At 73.4% G+C, this 16,829-nt stretch carries 12 protein-coding genes and 1 tRNA gene; 6 read left to right on the forward strand and 7 right to left on the reverse strand.

Features of this window, described 5'->3' with window-relative positions; translation table 11 throughout:
• Positions 1 to 98 precede the first annotated feature (98 nt).
• Complete coding sequence (locus tag ACFV6X_RS30875; protein WP_385389143.1) at positions 99 to 1,154, reverse strand: LLM class F420-dependent oxidoreductase; 1,056 nt, start codon at positions 1,152 to 1,154, stop codon at positions 99 to 101.
• A gap of 182 nt (positions 1,155 to 1,336) precedes the next feature.
• On the opposite strand from ACFV6X_RS30875, the gene ACFV6X_RS30880 reads away from it, so the two are divergent.
• Entirely contained in the window at positions 1,337 to 2,323 is a 987-nt protein-coding gene (locus tag ACFV6X_RS30880) for an aldo/keto reductase (RefSeq protein ID WP_385389146.1), read from the forward strand.
• The gene (locus ACFV6X_RS30885) at positions 2,320 to 4,524 is read left to right on the forward strand and encodes a helix-hairpin-helix domain-containing protein (RefSeq protein WP_385389148.1); all 2,205 of its coding nucleotides are present in this window, start codon (positions 2,320 to 2,322) and stop codon (positions 4,522 to 4,524) included. The genes ACFV6X_RS30880 and ACFV6X_RS30885 overlap by 4 nt, the downstream gene beginning before the upstream one ends.
• Positions 4,525 to 4,633: 109 nt before the next feature.
• Here ACFV6X_RS30885 and ACFV6X_RS30890 read toward each other — a convergent pair whose 3' ends face one another.
• Positions 4,634 to 5,389, reverse strand: a complete 756-nt coding sequence (locus ACFV6X_RS30890) for a hypothetical protein (protein WP_385389151.1) — start codon at positions 5,387 to 5,389, stop codon at positions 4,634 to 4,636.
• A gap of 47 nt (positions 5,390 to 5,436) precedes the next feature.
• Between ACFV6X_RS30890 and ACFV6X_RS30895 the strand changes: the two genes are divergently transcribed.
• On the forward strand, positions 5,437 to 5,625 hold the full coding sequence (locus tag ACFV6X_RS30895; RefSeq protein WP_365460441.1) for a DUF5703 family protein: 189 nt from the start codon (positions 5,437 to 5,439) through the stop codon (positions 5,623 to 5,625).
• 88 nt (positions 5,626 to 5,713) lie between these two features.
• Here ACFV6X_RS30895 and ACFV6X_RS30900 read toward each other — a convergent pair whose 3' ends face one another.
• The 3 genes from ACFV6X_RS30900 to ACFV6X_RS30910 form a co-directional block, all read right to left on the reverse strand.
• Positions 5,714 to 6,559, reverse strand: coding sequence for a chaplin (locus ACFV6X_RS30900; protein ID WP_385389153.1), 846 nt, complete (start codon positions 6,557 to 6,559; stop codon positions 5,714 to 5,716).
• A 111-nt stretch (positions 6,560 to 6,670) separates the two neighbouring features.
• Positions 6,671 to 6,904 carry a chaplin ChpH gene (gene chpH / locus ACFV6X_RS30905; protein ID WP_365460513.1) on the reverse strand — a complete coding sequence of 78 codons (234 nt, stop codon included), beginning with the start codon at positions 6,902 to 6,904 and terminating at the stop codon, positions 6,671 to 6,673.
• Between the two features lie 157 nt (positions 6,905 to 7,061).
• Positions 7,062 to 8,387, reverse strand: coding sequence for a M20/M25/M40 family metallo-hydrolase (locus tag ACFV6X_RS30910; RefSeq protein WP_385389155.1), 1,326 nt, complete (start codon positions 8,385 to 8,387; stop codon positions 7,062 to 7,064).
• A 198-nt stretch (positions 8,388 to 8,585) separates the two neighbouring features.
• Here ACFV6X_RS30910 and ACFV6X_RS30915 point away from each other — a divergent pair.
• The 3 genes from ACFV6X_RS30915 to ACFV6X_RS30925 all read left to right on the forward strand — a co-directional run bounded on the left by ACFV6X_RS30915 (position 8,586) and on the right by ACFV6X_RS30925 (position 14,262).
• Positions 8,586 to 8,673: transfer RNA gene (locus tag ACFV6X_RS30915), tRNA-Leu, on the forward strand.
• A gap of 283 nt (positions 8,674 to 8,956) precedes the next feature.
• Positions 8,957 to 12,826: a Pls/PosA family non-ribosomal peptide synthetase gene (locus tag ACFV6X_RS30920; RefSeq protein ID WP_385389157.1), complete on the forward strand. Its 3,870-nt coding sequence runs from the start codon at positions 8,957 to 8,959 to the stop codon at positions 12,824 to 12,826.
• Between the two features lie 65 nt (positions 12,827 to 12,891).
• On the forward strand, positions 12,892 to 14,262 hold the full coding sequence (locus ACFV6X_RS30925) for a M1 family metallopeptidase (RefSeq protein ID WP_385389159.1): 1,371 nt from the start codon (positions 12,892 to 12,894) through the stop codon (positions 14,260 to 14,262).
• An 87-nt stretch (positions 14,263 to 14,349) separates the two neighbouring features.
• On the opposite strand, the gene ACFV6X_RS30930 is transcribed toward ACFV6X_RS30925, so the two are convergent.
• Positions 14,350 to 15,234 (reverse strand): peptidoglycan-binding protein, encoded by an 885-nt coding sequence (locus tag ACFV6X_RS30930; RefSeq protein ID WP_385389162.1) that lies wholly within the window; start codon positions 15,232 to 15,234, stop codon positions 14,350 to 14,352.
• Entirely contained in the window at positions 15,234 to 16,763 is a 1,530-nt protein-coding gene (locus ACFV6X_RS30935) for a DUF6519 domain-containing protein (protein ID WP_385389165.1), read from the reverse strand. Before ACFV6X_RS30935 ends, ACFV6X_RS30930 begins: the two co-directional genes overlap by 1 nt.
• Positions 16,764 to 16,829 lie beyond the last annotated feature (66 nt).

Below are 16,829 nucleotides of genomic sequence, written 5' to 3' on the forward strand. Positions count from 1 at the left end.
CGCGGGTGGGCGCGTTGTTCCCCCTGACGGCCGTGGCGGGGAAGACCCCCGAGCCCCCACCACGGCCGTAGGGAACTCTCCGGCGGCGCACGGCCGCGTTACGCGAGCCCGGCCCGCTCCAGCGCCTCGGAGCCCGCCCGCAGCGAGGTGAGCCGCTCCTCCAGCGTGAAGCCCGCGGGCGCCAGCGACAGCGTCGTGACCCCCGCCGCCGCGTAGGCCTTCATCCGGTCGGCGATGCGCTCCACGGAGCCGAGCAGCGTGGTCTGGTCGATCAGCTCGTGCGGTACGGCGGCCGCGGCGCCCTGCTTGTCGCCGGAGAGGTACTTCTCCTGGATCTCGGCGGCCGCCTTCTCGTAGCCCATGCGCCGGGCGAGCTGGTTGTAGAAGTTCTGCTTCGGACTGCCCATGCCGCCGACGTACAGGGCGGTGTAGGGGCGGAAGGTGTCGGCGAGGGTCGCCACGTCCTTGTCGTCGCCGACGGCGAGGGGCAGCGTCGGGCAGACGTCGAAGCCGTCCATGGTCTTCCCGGCCTTCTCGCGCCCGGCGCGCAGGTGCGTGATCGCGGTGTCCTCCAGATGGTCGGCGGAGGGGAAGATCAGCAGGGCGCCGTCGGCGATCTCACCGGTCTGTTCGAGGTTCTTGGGGCCGATCGCGGCGATGTACAGCGGGATGTGCTCGCGCTGCGGGTGGACGGTGAGCTTGATCGGCTTGCCGGGGCCGCCGGGCAGGGGCAGGGTCCAGTGCTCGCCGTCGTAGCTGAGGCGTTCACGGGTCATGGCCTTGCGGACGATCTCGACGTACTCGCGCGTGCGGGCCAGCGGCTTGTCGAACTTGACGCCGTACCAGCCCTCGGAGACCTGCGGGCCGGAGACGCCGAGGCCGAGGCGGAAGCGGCCGCCGGACAGCGAGTCCAGGGTCGCGGCGGTCATCGCGGTCATCGCGGGCTGGCGCGCCGGGATCTGGAAGATGGCCGAGCCGACGTCGATCCGCTCCGTCTGGGCGGCGACCCAGCTGAGCACGGTGGCGGCGTCGGAGCCGTACGCCTCGGCGGCCCAGCAGACGGCGTATCCGAGGCGGTCGGCTTCCTGGGCCACGGCGAGATTGTCCGCGTCCATTCCGGCGCCCCAGTAGCCGAGGTTGATCCCGAGCTGCATGGCCTTCCCCTTACTCGTCAGTAACGTCCCTTGTGGCCCCGACACTAGCGTGGGGCACGGGGATCGCCCAGGCCGCGGGTGGCGTCGCCGGCGCGCCGGTCGGGAACCCGGGCCTGGATCACGCGAATCGGTTGTCCACAGGCAACCCACGGCACCAGTTCTGGCCAGTAATCTCGGCGGACATGGAGCAGAGGCATCTCGGCCGTACCGGCCTGCGTGTGTCCCGGATCGGACTCGGCACCCTGACCTGGGGGCGGGACACCGACGAACATGATGCCGCGGACCTGCTGAAGACGTTCTGGGAGGCCGGTGGGACCCTCGTCGACACCGCGGACGTCTACGGGAACGGCGAGTCGGAGTACCTGCTCGGCCGGCTCATGGAAGGGCTCGTGCCACGCCGGGACCTGGTGCTGTCGACCAAGGCCGGGAGCGTGCCGGACCCGGACCGGCGGTTCGACGGGTCACGGGGGCATCTGCTGGCCGCGCTGGACGCCTCGCTCGCCCGGCTCGGTACGGACCACGTCGACGTGTGGCACATCCACGCCTTCGACCCGCAGACCCCGCTGGAGGAGACGCTCCAGGCGCTGGACCTGGCGGTGAGCAGCGGGCGGGTCCGCTACGCGGGCATCTCCAACTTCTGCGGCTGGCAGCTCGCCAAGGCGGCGACCTGGCAGCTGGCGGCGCCCGGGACGCGGACCCGGCTGGCGAGCACGCAGATGGAGTACTCGTTGCTTCAGCGCGGCGTCGAGCGGGAGGTGCTGCCGGCCGCGCTGGACCTGGGCATAGGCCTGCTGCCGTCGTCGCCGCTGGGTCGCGGGGTGCTGACCGGCAAGTACCGGGGCAACACCCTGCCGCCGGACTCCCGGGGCGCCTCGGACCATCTGGCGCCGTTCGTCGAGCCGTACCTCGACGACACCGCGAGCCGCATCGTGGACGCCGTGTCGACGGCGGCGGACGGGCTGGCGGTCACGCCGCTCCAGGTCGCCCTCGCCTGGGTGCGGGACCGGCCCGGCGTGGCGGCGCCGGTGGTCGGCGCTCGCACCGCGCAGCAGCTCACGGCGGCATTGTCAGTGGAGGCCCTTAGTCTTCCTGACGAGATCTGCCGGGCGCTCGACGACGTGTCGGCGCCTGTGCACCGCTATCCCGATCACGACTGGAGCACGCTGTGAGCACGGAGCCGGAGACCACCGAGGACGCCGAGCCGAGGAAGCCGGACGCCACGGAGACCGGGGCTGCGGATACCGAGGCTGCGAGGGCCGGGGCTGCGGACATCGCGGGTGGTGAGGCCGCGGTCGGCGAGGACGGTGAGCCGTCCGAGGCCGCGAAGACCGGGGGCGGTGGGCTGTCGGAGGCCGAGGCCGAGCTGGCGGCTCAGCGGCTGGAGCGGGAGCGGATCGAGCGACGCAAGGCCGAGAAGCAGGCGCCCGTCGACGCCGGTGCGAAGCTCAGCGGCAAGGCGGCCGAACTGCTCGCGGCCGTGCGGGCCGTGGAGAGCGGTGCGAAGCCGCCCGCGACGGTGTTCGAGGAGCCGCCGCCCCGGCGGCAGGCCCCCGAGCCGGTACGGCGGACGCAGCCCGTGGCGCCCGTGGCGGTGGGTGTGCCCGCGCCCGAGGCCGTCGAGGGCGTGCGGCGGGTGCTGAGCGACGGAGGGGCCCCCGAAACGCTCGCCGTGCAGGTCGCGTCGGCCCTGGGCGAGGGGGCGGACGAGCGGCTGCGGGCCGATCCGTGGCAGTTGCTGCGGGTCGGTGGGGTGCGGCCCGAGCAGGCCGACGGTTTCGCGCGGGCGCTGCTGGGACCGGAGTGCGGGCCCGGCGACGAGCGGCGAGGGCGTGCCGTCACCGTGTGGCTCCTGGAGCAGGCGGCGCTCGCCGGGCATACCGCGCTGGAGATGCCCGCGCTGACCGCCGCGCTCACCCAGCGGGGGGTGCCGGATCCCGAGGAGGCCGTGCAGGGGGCGCTCGCCGAGGGTGACGCCCTGGCCTTCCAGGACGGGCTGGACGCGAACGAGCTCGAGAACGCGGCCGAGGACGCGGTCGAGGAGGACGACGGCGACGGCGACGCGGCCGGCGGCGAGGGTGAGGAGCGTCCTGTCCGGGTCCTGGTCGGGCTGGAGCGGTACGCGCTCGCCGAGGAGAGCCTGGCCGACGGTCTGGCCCGGTTGATCAACTCCATGCCCAAGGAGGACGGTTCGGGCGAGGCGTGGGAGCGGGCGGCCGAGGGTGCCCAGGGGGCCGCCGAGCTGATCCGGGCGGTCGCCGGGCACGGGCTGGTGCTGCACACCGGCGGGGAGGCGTCCCGGGTCGAGGCGGCGGAGCTGGTGCGGGCGGCGCGTGGGCTCGGCCTGCGGGCCTGGGCCGCCGCGCACGGCCCGGTCGGCCGTGGGCAGTTCGCGGCGCTGCTGGACGGGCCGGAGGCCGGCGTGACGACTGTCGCCGGGCTGCTGGCCGGGGCGGAGGGGCCCGGGCGGGACGCCGACGGCGCGCTCGACCTCGATCTGCTCGTCGTACTCGACGCGCCCCAGCTCGACGTGGAGGCGGCGGCGCTGCTCGTCGAGTCGCTGCCGGACGGGGCCCGGCTGGTGCTGGCCGGGGACCCCGGAGTGCTGTGGTCGATCGGTCCCGGGCGGGTCTTCGCGGATCTGCTGGCGGTGCGCAGGTGCCCCTGCGTCGCCTCGCGGCGGCCGGACCCCGGGCCGCTCGGGGAGCTGGTGTCGGGCATCGGCGTGGGCGAGCTGATCCAGGTCGAGGCACCCGGCAAGGAGGTCGTGATCGTGCCGGTGCGGGACGCCGGCGAGGCGGTGCACCGCACGGTGCAGCTCGTCGCCGACTCGGTGCCGCGGGCGATCGGTGTGCAGCCGGAGCAGACGGTGGTCGTCACGCCGGGCCACGGGGGCGCGGCGGGGACGCGGGCGCTGAACGCCGCGCTGAAGGAACGCCTCAACCCCGGCCCTGGGCGCTTCGGCGGCTTCGACCCCGGGGACCGTGTCGCCTACTCCCCCGCGCCGGGCCGTACGCTCCCGGGCCAGGTGGTCAAGGCCGACGCCGAGGGGCTGCACCTGTCGTGCGCCGGGGACGCCGTGGTCGTACCGCAGGAGCGGGTGGAGCAGTCCGTACGGCACGGCTGGGCCCTGACCGCGCACCAGGCGGTGGGGACCCGCTGGCCCGCGGTGGTCGCGGTCCTGCCCGGCGATGCCGCCCAGGTGCTGAGCCGCCCCTGGGTGTACACCGCGTTCGGTCGCGCGGAACGCCATCTGTCGGTGGTCCACGGGGTCGACCAGGCCCTCCCGAAGGCGGTCGCGGAGATCCTGCCGAAACCCCGGACGACCCGCTTGCCGGAGCTGCTGGAGGCACAGGTGCCGCTGGGGGGCTGAGGGGCCGGCGTCCGGGTCGGCCCGCTGCGGCCACCGGTGCCGGGCGGCGTGAAGCGGCGGCCACGGGGAGTTCCCCGTGGCCGCTGTTCGTCGTGTGCCGCGTGGCTGGTCAGCGCCGGTCCGCGTCCAAGGGCTCCAGGTCCTCGTCCTCGTCCAGGTCCAGCTCGTCCTCAAGGCCCTCGGGGTCGTCCGGCTCGTCCTCGTCCTCGTCCTCGTCGTCGGGCTCGTCCTCGTCGTCGGGCTCGTCCTCGTCGTCGGGCTCGTCGTCGTCGAAGACCGCGCTGACGTCGAAGCGGCAGACCACGCTCTGCGGGTCGACGGCCTCGAACGGGGCCTCCAGCCACTCCCCGGGTTCGGCGGGCTCCTCCGCTGCCGTCACCCACAGCGTGGAGTCGCCCTCCTCCAGGCCGAACTCCTTGTGCCGGGAGGCGATCTCGTCCGGCTCGAACTCCCCGAAGAGGATGCCCAGCGCCCCGTGGATCGTGCTCGCGGCCTCCGCGTCCGTGCTGTCCGCGTCCGCCGCCTCGATCCGCTCGGCCTGCGCCAGCAGTCGCTGCGGTTCCGCCACCGCGTAGTCACGGCGGATCAGCACACTCAAAGCGTTCGGTTCCTCGGGTCCCGTGTACGGCGGCAGCGCGTCCTCCGCGGCGGGGATCTCGAAGGGCGTGACCTCGTCGTAACGGTCGTAGAGCAGCTCGTCGTACGCCTCTGCGGCCGCGGCCAGCTGGTTGAACGCCTCGTAGACGGCCGGGTCGTCCTCCCCCGACCTGCGTTCGACCGCCGCGAGATGACGGTCGAGCGCGGCCTTGACCGCCTCGGCGGCGGCGCGTACCTCGGCAGCGGTGGGCTGCGCAGCATCAGACATAGGGCAGACGCTATCCGTACTGGGCCGTTGCCCGCACAATAGATGCGATGCCGGAATACGAATTTGTCGACGTGTACGTGCCGCGCGGGGTCTCCCGCAAGGACGCCACCCGCCTGCTGACGGACCATGCCGAGTACGGGAACTGGGAGTTGCACCGCCTGAGCCTGCTGCGCGACGGCAGCCGCAGGGTACGGCTGCGCCGGCGGATCATCCGCCAGGTGCGGGCCACGTGGTGAGCTGAGGCGGCACAACCGGAACGGAGCGGGCCCCACCGGACGCGGGGCCCGCTCCGTCTCCGGTCGCGCGTGTGCGCGGGGCGGTCGCCTACGCCGAGGCGCGCGCCCTGCGGTACAGGACGGCGCCCGCCAGCAGTGCCCCCGCGCTCAGCGAGGCGGCCGCGCCCATCGGCAGACCGCTGCCGGTCTGCGCGAGCTGGGAGTCGCGGCCGAGCTGTGTGACCGCCGCGTCCCCGGCACGGTCGCCGTCCCTGGAGGCGGTGTCGTCCCCGGTGCCGGAGCCGACGACGTCCCTGGTGCCCGAGCTGGAGTCGACGCCCCTGTCGGGGCCGGTGCCGCCGTCACCCGGCGTACCCGGCTGCTCGGGGTTGCCGGGCCCACCCGGGTTGTCCGGCGTCCCCGGCGGGGTCGTACCGCCGTCGCCACCTCCCGGCGGCGTGGTGTGACCGTGGCCGGTGCCGCCGTCGTCGGCGCAGTCGCCGCCCACGGCCGCGTTGCCGACGCCGATGACGCTGACGCTGTTGCCGCAGACGTTGACCGGCACGTGGATCGGCGCCTGGACGTGGTTGCCGGATCCGACGCCGGGCGAGCCCTCGGTGTGCCCGTCCGCCTGCGCCCCGCCGCCGGAGGAGCCGTGGTCACCGGAGCCGCCGTGCTCGTCGCCGTAGCCGCCCGGCGTCTCCTTGCCCCCGCCCTGGTCGGCGCACGAGTTGCCGATCGCCGGGTTGAGGATGCCGACCACGCTGATCGTGTTGCCGCAGACGTTGACCGGCACGTGCACCGGCGCCTGGACCGTGTTGCCGGACAGCACGCCCGGCGAGTTCGCACTGGATCCGCTCGCGCCCGAGTCGGCGTGGGCGTGACCGCTCGCGGCGGCGATCACGCCGGTCGCCGCCGCCACGGTCATCAGTCCCTTGCGGGTGCCCTGTCGCATTGCTGAATTCCTGCCTTCCCCCACTTGACCTACGTGAAAAGACCGGTCGGTCCCGGAGCGCATGGCGTGCGCTCCGGGACCGACGGCGTGGACGAACCTAGAAAGGCAGCGTCACTTGTTGATGCAGGTGTTGCCGAAGGCGGGGTTCAGCACGCCGATCACCGAGATCGTGTTGCCGCAGACGTTCACGGGGACGTGCACGGGAACCTGAACAACGTTGCCGGACAGAACGCCCGGGGAACCCACGGCGGCACCCTGGGCACCCGAGTCGGCGACGGCGAGGCCCGCGCCCGCGAGAACCAGGCCACCGGTGGCAGCCGCAGCGGCGACGACCTTCTTGATCATTATTCCTCCTTGTTGGCAATGCGATCCCAAGTAGCTGATCGCATCACCAGTAACGAGGAGGAACTAATAGGGCTACGACCTGATGAGCGCATTCACCCCTCACGGTCACGCGGGGCACACACGGGCGAATACTGAAGTGTCGTTTCAGTGGGCCAATTCAGGACGCGTCGATGAACCTGTCGAGCACCCGCACGCCGAACTTGAGCCCGTCCACCGGCACTCGCTCGTCGACGCCGTGGAACATCCCGGCGAAGTCCAGCTCCGGCGGCAGCTTCAGCGGCGCGAAGCCGAAGCAGCGGATGCCGAGGTCGTCGAAGGACTTGGCGTCGGTGCCGCCGGAGAGCATGTAGGGCACGGCCCGCGCGATCGGGTCCTCGGCGCTGAGCGCGCTCTGCATGGCGTCGACGAGGCTGCCGTCGAAGTCGGTCTCCAGCGCCTTGTCGGCGTGCACGTCCTCGCGCCGCACACGGGGGCCGAGGAGCCGGTCGAGGTCGGCGAGGAACTCCTCCTCGTGGCCGGGCAGGAACCGCCCGTCGACGTGCGCCGTGGCCTGGCCCGGGATGACGTTGACCTTGTAGCCGGCGCCGAGCATGGTGGGCGCGGCCGAGTTGCGCAGGGTGGCGCCGATCATCTTGGCGATGCCGCCGAGCTTGGCGAGGGTCTCGTCCATGTTCTCGGGGTCGAGTTCGACGCCGAGGGCGTCGGAGAGCTCGTCGAGGAAGGACCGCACGGTCTTGGTGACCCGCACCGGCCACTTGTGCCGGCCGACCCGCCCCACCGCCTCGCACAGCTCGGTGATCGCGTTGTCGGTGTTGGTCATCGAGCCGTGCCCGGCCGTGCCGTCCACGGTGAGCCGCATCCAGTGCATGCCCTTCTGGGCGGTCTCGACGAGGTAGAGCCGCAGCTGCTCGTTGACGGTGAAGGAGAACCCGCCGACCTCGCCGATGCCCTCGCTCACGCCCTCGAACAGCTCGGGGTGCTTGTCGACCAGGTGACGCGCGCCCCAGGTCCCGCCGGCCTCCTCGTCGGCGAGGAAGGCGAGCACGATGTCCCGCGGGGGCCTGCGCCCGCTGCGCAGCCGGTCGCGGACGACCGCGAGGGTCATCGCGTCCATGTCCTTCATGTCGACGGCCCCGCGACCCCACACGCAGCCGTCCGCGATCTCGCCGGAGAAGGGGTGGTGGGTCCAGTCCGCCGCGTTGGCCGGTACCACGTCGAGGTGGCCGTGGATGAGCAGCGCGGGCCGGGACGGGTCCTCGCCCTGGATCCGGGCCACGGTGGAGGCGCGGCCCTTGTGTGACTCGATGATCCGTGGTTCGAGGCCCACCTCGGCGAGCTTGCCGGCGACGTACTCGGCCGCCTTGCGCTCACCCGGCCCCGAGTGGTCGCCGTAGTTGCTGGTGTCGATCTGGATCAGCTCGCGGCAGAGGTCGACGACCTCGTCCTCGCCGGTGACGCCTTCGGCCGTGCCCGTGTCGCTCACGCCGCTTCCTTCCGCAGTCGCCGCTGGTGGTCCCCCTCATCCTCCCCCCGAGCCCGCCGCCTCCCCAAGACCGCTCCCGGCCCGTCACACGGCGTTCACGGCGGTCCGGGCCCGCCCGGGGGTGTGATCAGCCACCCCCGAAAGCCTGGTAATGTTTACGTCGTCGCCGCGGGGGCAACCCAGCGCGACAGACACCTTGTCCGGGTGGCGGAATGGCAGACGCGCTAGCTTGAGGTGCTAGTGCCCTTTATCGGGCGTGGGGGTTCAAGTCCCCCCTCGGACACCAGCTCAGACCCCTGTTCACCAGGGGTCTTCTGCTTTTTTCGGGACGGCTCGCCCGGCGCTGTGTGGGCCATCTCTCCCCCACCGGGAGGACCCCGAGGTCACGGCCGTCGACACCCCCGGCCGAGCGACCCGAACGGCCCCCGCAGGTGGCCGCCGCACGACGACGAACTTACCGTCGTACTAAAATTTCCGGCTTGTTACGGAGCTGGAGCCGGACAACCCCAGGCAGACCTGCGGGCCCGCCAGCGCCCCGGAGGCTTCCGGGATCGAGACGCGAGGACCCGATGGCAGCCATACACGAGAGCAGTGCTCTCGGCCTGCTCGACGACGAGATCCGCGAACGGTTCGGTGACAGGGCACGTTTCTCCGGGGGACCGGCCGCCTCCCCGCGCACGCTCGTGGACGTCTTCGAGGCGTCCGTGCGGGCGCATCCCGACGAACTCGCCTTGGACGACGGGGCGGTCCGGCTCACCTACCGGGCGCTCGCCGTCGAGGTGGAGCGGTTGCGGGCGCGGCTCGCCGCGTCCGGGGTGGGGCTCGGGGACCGGGTGGGGGTCCGTGTCCCGTCGGGGACCAATGATCTGTACGTGGCGATTCTCGCCGTACTCGCGGCCGGCGCCGCCTATGTGCCCGTGGATGCCGAGGATCCGGACGAGCGGGCCGCGTTGGTGTTCGGGGAGGCGGAGGTCCGGGCCGTCGTCGGGGCCGGGCACGAGGTGAGCGTCCACGGGGCGGCGGCCGCGGCGGCCGCCGGGCGCCCCGGGGGCGAGCACGACGCCTGGATCATCTTCACCTCCGGGTCCACCGGGAAGCCCAAGGGTGTCGCCGTCAGCCATCGCAGTGCCGCCGCGTTCGTGGACGCGGAGGCCGCGCTGTTCCTGGCCGAGGAGCCGATCGGGCCCGGCGACCGGGTCATGGCGGGGCTGTCGGTCGCGTTCGACGCGTCCTGCGAGGAGATGTGGCTGGCCTGGCGGTACGGGGCCTGTCTGGTGCCGGTGCCACGGGCGCAGGTGCGCAGCGGGGCCGACCTGGGGCCGTGGCTGGTCGAGCAGGAGGTCACGGTCGTGTCGACCGTGCCGACGCTGGCCGCGCTGTGGGAGCCGGAGACCCTCGACGACGTACGGCTGCTGATCTTCGGCGGTGAGGCGTGCCCGCCCGAGCTGGCGCAGCGGCTGGTGACCGAGGGTCGCGAGGTCTGGAACACCTACGGGCCGACCGAGGCGACCGTCGTGGCCTGCGCGTCGCTGATGGGCGGCGAGGAGCCGGTGCGGATCGGGCTGCCGCTGCGGGGCTGGGAGCTGGCCGTCGTGGACGAGGCCGGGGAGCCGGTCCCGATGGGGGCCAGTGGGCAACTGGTGATCGGCGGCGTCGGGCTCGCCCGGTACCTCGACGCCGAGAAGGACGCGGAGAAGTACGCGCCGCTCCGCTCGCTGGGCTGGGAACGGGCGTACCGCAGCGGTGACCTGGTGCGGGCCGAGCCCGAGGGGCTGGTCTTCCTCGGCCGGGCCGACGAGCAGATCAAGCTCGGCGGGCGGCGGATCGAGCTGGGCGAGGTGGACGCCGCGCTGCAGGCGCTGCCCGGCGTCGCAGGTGCCGCTGCCGCCGTACGGACCGCGCGCAGCGGCAATCAGCTGCTCGTCGGCTATGTCGTCACCCAGGAGGGCTGGGACGCGGAAGCGGCGGTGCAGCGGCTGCGGGCCGAGCTGCCGGCGGCGCTGGTGCCGCTGCTCGCGCCGGTCGCCGAGCTGCCCACCCGGACGTCCGGGAAAGTGGACCGGGGCGCCCTGCCCTGGCCCCTGGAGGGGATCGGGTCGGGCGCCAAGGCCGAGCAGCTCTACGGCACCGAGGCCTGGCTCGCCGAGCAGTGGACCGAGGTGCTGGGGATCCCGGTCACGGCCGCGTCCGACGACTTCTTCGCGATCGGCGGGGGCAGTCTGGCCGCCGCCCAGCTGACCACACGGCTGCGCACCCGCTACCCGGACGCCGCCGTGCTCGACATCTACCAGCGGCCCACGTTGCGGAAGCTGGCCCGGCGGCTCGAGGAATCGGCGCGGGACGACGGCGTGCGGCGCACGGTCGCCCCGGTGCCCCGGCGCGCCCAGGTCGTGCAGCTGCTCGCCCTGCTGCCGCTGTTCGCGCTGACCGGACTGCGGTGGACGGTCGTCCTGGCGGCCGTGGGCAATGTGCTGAGCGGGTACGCCTGGCTGCCGACCGCCCCCTGGTGGGCCGTCGGCGCCCTGGCCGTGCTGCTGTTCACGCCGCCGGGGCGGCTCGCCGTCGCCGCCGGTGGGGCCAGGCTGCTGCTGCGTGGCGTGCGGCCGGGCAGATATCCCCGCGGGGGGAGCGTGCACCTGCGGCTGTGGGCGGCGGAGCGGCTGGCCGAGGCCAGTGGGGCGACCTCGCTCACGGGGGCGTGGCTGGAGCGGTACGCGCGGGCGCTCGGTGCCAGGGTCGGGCCGGACGTGGACCTGCACTCGCTGCCGCCGGTCACCGGCATGCTCAAGCTGGGCCGGGGCGCGGCCGTCGAGTCCGAGGTCGATCTGTCCGGGTACTGGCTGGACGGGGACCGGCTGGAGATCGGGCCGGTGAAGGTCGGCGCGCACGCCGTTGTCGGCACCCGCAGCATCCTCTTCCCGGGGGCGCGGATCGGCAAGCGGGCCGAGGTGGCGCCGGGGTCGGCCGTCACCGGGCAGATTCCCACCGGGCAGCGCTGGGCGGGCGCGCCCGCGGTCAAGCTCGGCAAGGCGAAGCGCAATTGGCCCAAGGAGCGGCCGGGGCGTGGTCTGTTCTGGCGGGGGCTGTACGGGGCTTCCGGGCTCGCGCTGTCGGCGCTGCCGGTGCTGGGTGCGGGGGCCGCGCTGCTGGTGGTGAGCCGCTTCGTCGCCCCGGGCGGGGGGCTCGCGCAGGCCCTCGGGGGTGCCGCGCTCGCGCTGGTGCCTGCGACGCTCGCGTTCGGTGCGGCGTACGCGCTGCTGATCCTCGTCGGGGTGCGGCTGCCGAGCCTCGGGCTGCGAGAAGGGACGTACCCGACGCACAGCAGGGCCGGGTGGCAGGCATGGACCGTCACGCAGTTGATGGACCGGGCCCGCGACACGCTGTTCCCGCTGTACGCCGGGCTGGCCACGCCGGTGTGGCTGCGGCTGCTCGGGATGCGCATCGGGCGCGGGGCCGAGGTCTCGACCGTGCTGGCGCTGCCCACCCTGACGACGGTCGGCGAGGGGGCGTTCCTCGCCGACGACACGCTGACCGCGCCGTACGAGCTCGGCGGCGGATGGATGCGGATCGGGCGCGCGGAGATCGGGCGGCGGGCGTTCCTCGGGAACTCGGGGATGACCGCGCCGGGGCGCAGCGTGCCGGACGGCGGGCTGGTCGGGGTGCTCTCGGCCACGCCGAAGAAGGCGAAGAAGGGCAGCTCCTATCTGGGGCTGCCGCCGGTGAAGCTGCCGCGCAGCGCGGCCGACGGCGATCAGAGCCGGACGTACGACCCGTCGGCCCGGTTGCTGTGGGCGCGGGCGCTGGTCGAGCTGTGCCGGATCGTGCCGGTGTTCTGCTCGGCGGGGCTGGCCCTGCTGACGGTGGCCGCGCTGTGCGCGCTGGGCGGCTGGGCGTGGCCGCTGGGCGGGGTCGTGCTGCTCGCGGTGGGCGTGCTCGCGGGCGCCGGGTCCGTGGTGGCCAAGTGGGTGCTCGTGGGGCGGCACCGCACCGCGGAGCATCCGCTGTGGAGCGGGTTCGTCTGGCGCAACGAGCTGGCGGACACCTTCGTCGAGGTGCTGGCCGTGCCGTGGCTGGCGGGCGCGGTGCCGGGCACGCCGGTGACGACCGCCTGGCTGCGCGGTCTGGGTGCGCGGATCGGCCGGGGCACCTGGGTGGAGAGCTACTGGCTGCCGGAGGCGGACCTGGTGACCCTCGGGGACGGGGCCTGCGTGAATCGGGGCTGTGTACTGCAGACACACCTCTTCCACGACCGGATCTTGCGGACGGATACTGTGGTTCTCCGTGAGGGCGCGACGCTGGGTCCTGGCGGAATCGTCCTGCCCGGCAGCACCGTGGGGGCCCGCACCACACTGGGTCCCGCGTCGCTCGTGATGGCGGCGGAGTCCGTCCCCGACGACACCCGGTGGCTGGGCAACCCGATCGAGGCATGGCGCCGCTAGGGTCCCCCGCCGCGGCGGGGGACGAGGGCGGTCGTACGAGCACGGCGCAGGGAGCAGACGCGGCAGTGGCGGTTCAGCAGGCGGCGGGTCCGGACCCATATTTTCCGGCCAACGGCGATCACCGGTACCGGGTGCACCGCTACGAACTCGCGCTGGACTACCGGCCGGGTCCCAACCGGCTGGCGGGCACGGCGCGGATCAACGCCATCGCGGGGCGGGCCGCGCTCGCCGAGTTCCAGCTCAACCTGGCCGACTTCAAGATCGGGCGGGTGCGGGTGGACGGCCGGCAGGCGCACTACACGCATCGGGGTGGCCGACTGCGGGTGCGGCCGGGCAAGGCGGTGCGGGCCGGGGCGGCGTTCACCGTCGAGGTGCACTGGTCGGGCAATCCCAGGCCGGTGAACAGCCCCTGGGGCGGGATCGGCTGGGAGGAGCTGGTCGACGGGGCGCTGGTGGCGAGTCAGCCGGTCGGGGCGCCTTCGTGGTACCCGTGCAACGACCGGCCGGCCGACAAGGCGTCGTACCAGATCTCGGTCACCACGCCGTCCTCGTACTCGGTGGTCGCCGGTGGGCGACTGCTGACGCGGACGACGAAGGCCTCGACGACGACCTGGGTCTACGAGCAGCCCGCGCCGACGCCGAGCTACCTGGTGGGGCTGGCCATCGGGAAGTACCGGACGGTGCTGCTGGGCGACCCGGGCCTCGGTGGCGTGCCGCAGCACGGGCACATCCCGGCGCATCTGCTGCCGGAGTTCTCGCGGGACTTCGCCCGGCAGCCGGCCATGATGGAGCTGTTCCAGGAGCTGTTCGGGCCCTACCCGTTCGAGGAGTACGCCGTCGTCGTGACGGAGGAGGAGCTCGACGTGCCGGTCGAGGCGCAGGGGCTGTCGCTCTTCGGCGCCAACCATGTGGACGGGGCGCGGGGCTGGGAGCGGCTGATAGCGCACGAGCTGGCGCATCAGTGGTTCGGCAACAGCGTGTCCCTCGCGGACTGGCGGCACATCTGGCTGAACGAGGGGTTCGCGAAGTACGCCGAGTGGCTGTGGTCGGAGCGCTCGGGCGGACCGACCGCGCAGCAGCTCGCGGCCGCCGCCCACCGGTCGCTCTCGGGGCAGCCGCAGGATCTGAGGCTCGCCGATCCCGGACGCAAGTCGATGTTCGACGACCGGCTGTACCAGCGGGGTGGGCTCGTGGTGCACGCCGTGCGGTGCGCGCTGGGTGACGAGGCCTTCTTCCGGATGCTGCGGGGCTGGGCCGGGCAGCACCGGGGCGGTGCGGTCACCACGGCGGCGTTCACCGCGCACGCGGCGCGGTTCGCGTCCGGGCCGCTGGACGAGCTGTTCCGGGTGTGGTTGCGGGAGCGGGCGCTGCCGCCGTTGCCGGAGCAGGACGTGCGCATTCCCGTCCGGCCCGCCTTCCCGCCGAGCGGCGCCTGAGCCCGGCCGGGGCCGTCCGGGCACACGTGGCCCGCGACGACCCCGGGCTTCCCGGGCACCCGCCGTCAGCTCACCGGAGAGTGCGGCTCAGGTGTTCGGGACCTTCAGTCTGTCCCAGCTGGACTTGCCGGGGATGCCGTCCGCGTCCTTGCCCTTGAAGCCCAGCTTCTGCTGCCAGGCCTGGTAGGAGCGGCGGTCGGCCTCCGTCCACTCGGGGCTCGGGCCCTCCTGGTAGCGGTCGCACCCCTCCGCGACCAGGCGGCGGCCCATCGCGGTGATGATCGGGGACTTCTGGCCGACGTGGAAGAAGCCACCGCCGGGGAAGGGTTCGTACCTCGGCCCTGGCTGGGGCTGCGGCTTGGGGTCCGGCGGCTGGGGCTTCCCGCCGAGCCGGTCCGCTATCCGCCTGCGCATGCTGTCCATCGTGAAGCCCCGCGGGTCCACCTTGCCCGGCTGCCACTCCTTGTGGCCGATGACCGAGCGTTCCGACCAGCCGTGGTGGCGGCAGATCGCGGCCGACGCCTTCTCGATGGCCTCCTTCTGCGCCTCCGGCCACGGGTCCTTGCCGTTGCCGAGGTTGACGCACTCGAAGCCGTAGAAGTGCCGGTTGCCGTCGGTGTCGGCCTCGTTGTCGGCCGGCAGCTTCGACTCGTTGATCACCGCGCGCAGGACGTCGCTGTCGCCGAGGCCCGCGTGGTTGGCGCGGCCGTTGCCGACGAGGTGGACATGGCCCTGCTTGTCGATGACGCCGTGGCAGAGCGGGCCGGGGAGGCTGGAGTAGCCGTCGTAACAGATGTCGACGGAGGCGGCGGTGCCGGAGGTGACGGTGTGGTGGATCATCACGCCGTTGACGGGACCCCAGGGACCCTTGCTGTTGCGGTTGTGGTTGCGCCAGTTGCGTACCTCATGGACCGTCAGGCCCTCGGCGCGGAGAATCTCCACCATCTTGGACGCGCTCAGTGGCTTGGCCATCAGTTGTCTCCTTCCGCGGTTGCGTCCGCCTCCGCTGTGGTCCGCGACCGGCTCTCGGCCGCCTGCTCCTCACGGCGGGCCCGGTTCTCGGCCGCGAGCGTCGCCTCGTCGGCGGCGGGCATGCCGGCGGCCAGCGGCCCGAAGGCGAGACGCAGGTCGACGGCGCCGTGCTCGCCCTTGACCAGGGCCAGCGGCGCGTAGTGACGGGCGATGCCGGCGGGCGCCTGGAGCAGCGGACGGCGGGCCGGGTCGGTGGGCCACTCGACACCGCCGGTGGCGGTACGGGCGGGGACGATCCAGTGGTCGCCGGTGCGGTAGGTGCCGCCCGCGGCGAAGTAGACCTCGACACCGTCCTCCAGGGGCAGCCACTCCCCCTCGGTGACGGGCACGGCGCCGCCGCGCAGGTTGGTCGTACGGCCCTTGCGCCGGGGGCCCGCCTGGTGGTCCCAGCGGCGCAGGAACGGGTTGAGGTGCGGGAGCCGGCCGACGCCCGGCGCCGGTTCGGCGGAGAGGCGGACCCCGCGGCCGGGCAGGTCCAGCTCCTCCACCCGCAGCAGGGGCAGGGGTTCGAGGCGGGAGGCGTGGGCGGTGTCCGTGAACTCGACGTGGTCGCCGACGTCGAGGTCCAGCTTCTCGTCGTGGCCGAGGGTGGCCAACCGCACCCAGGTGCCGTCGAGTTCGTCGACGGGGAAGACCACCGAGCCGTTCTCGCGGGACCACTTGAAGGTGGCGTCCTTCGCCTCGCCGCCGGCGTGCACCTCGACGCGGTAGAGCTGGTTCTCCAGGCCCCGGTAGCGTGCGGCGGGTTTGACCAGGCAGGGGTCCTCGTCGGCGTGGTCGGGGCGTTCACTGCGGGCGGCGAGGCGGGCCGAGGGCGCGGACTCGCGCCGCGCCCAGCGGGCGAAGGCGGCCTGGACGGCCTCCCGGGACGGGTCGGGCTCCTCGATCTCCAGCGCGGCCAGCGACAGCGGCAGCACCTGCCAGACCACCTTGACACGGGCGGCGGTGTCCGGCATCGCCGCGCCCAGCGCGACCTCGCGCAGCGCCGGGTCCTCGGCGGCGGTGACCGAGCGCTCCCAGATGTGCAGGTAGACGACGAACGGCGAGTGCGCGGGCGAGGGCAGGCGGTCGCCGGGCTTCTCCGGGTCGCGGTGTCCGTCGGGCTGGTCCCAGTACGTCCAGTGGCCGAGGGTCTCCGGGGCCTCCTGGTCGTCCTCGTCGAGGACCGGGACGCCGGGTGCCGGACGGTCGGCGTCGCAGAGGATGCCGTCGACGTAGTAGCGGCCGCCGTGGATGTGCAGGGTGTCCAGGTCGTGCTTGCCGCCGACGTACTCGATGCGGAAACCGGCCGCGTCACGCGGACCGCCGTGCGGGCCGATCAGGTCGGCGGCGAGGGTGCGGGCCCGGTGGAGCTGTATCGCCGTCTGCTCGTTGGTGTCGGCGTCGAGCTGGACGCGGCCCTGCTGGGCGACGACCGCGGAGTAGTGCCGTTCCGGACGGAACGTGAGGCGCGAGAGGTCAGCGTGCATGAAGGGGGTCCCCCTGGTTCAGGTTGGTGCGGTTCGAGTCGGCGATCGGTCTCACGTCGCTCACAT

Source organism: Streptomyces sp. NPDC059861, assembly GCF_042731435.1.
Classification (GTDB): domain Bacteria; phylum Actinomycetota; class Actinomycetes; order Streptomycetales; family Streptomycetaceae; genus Streptomyces.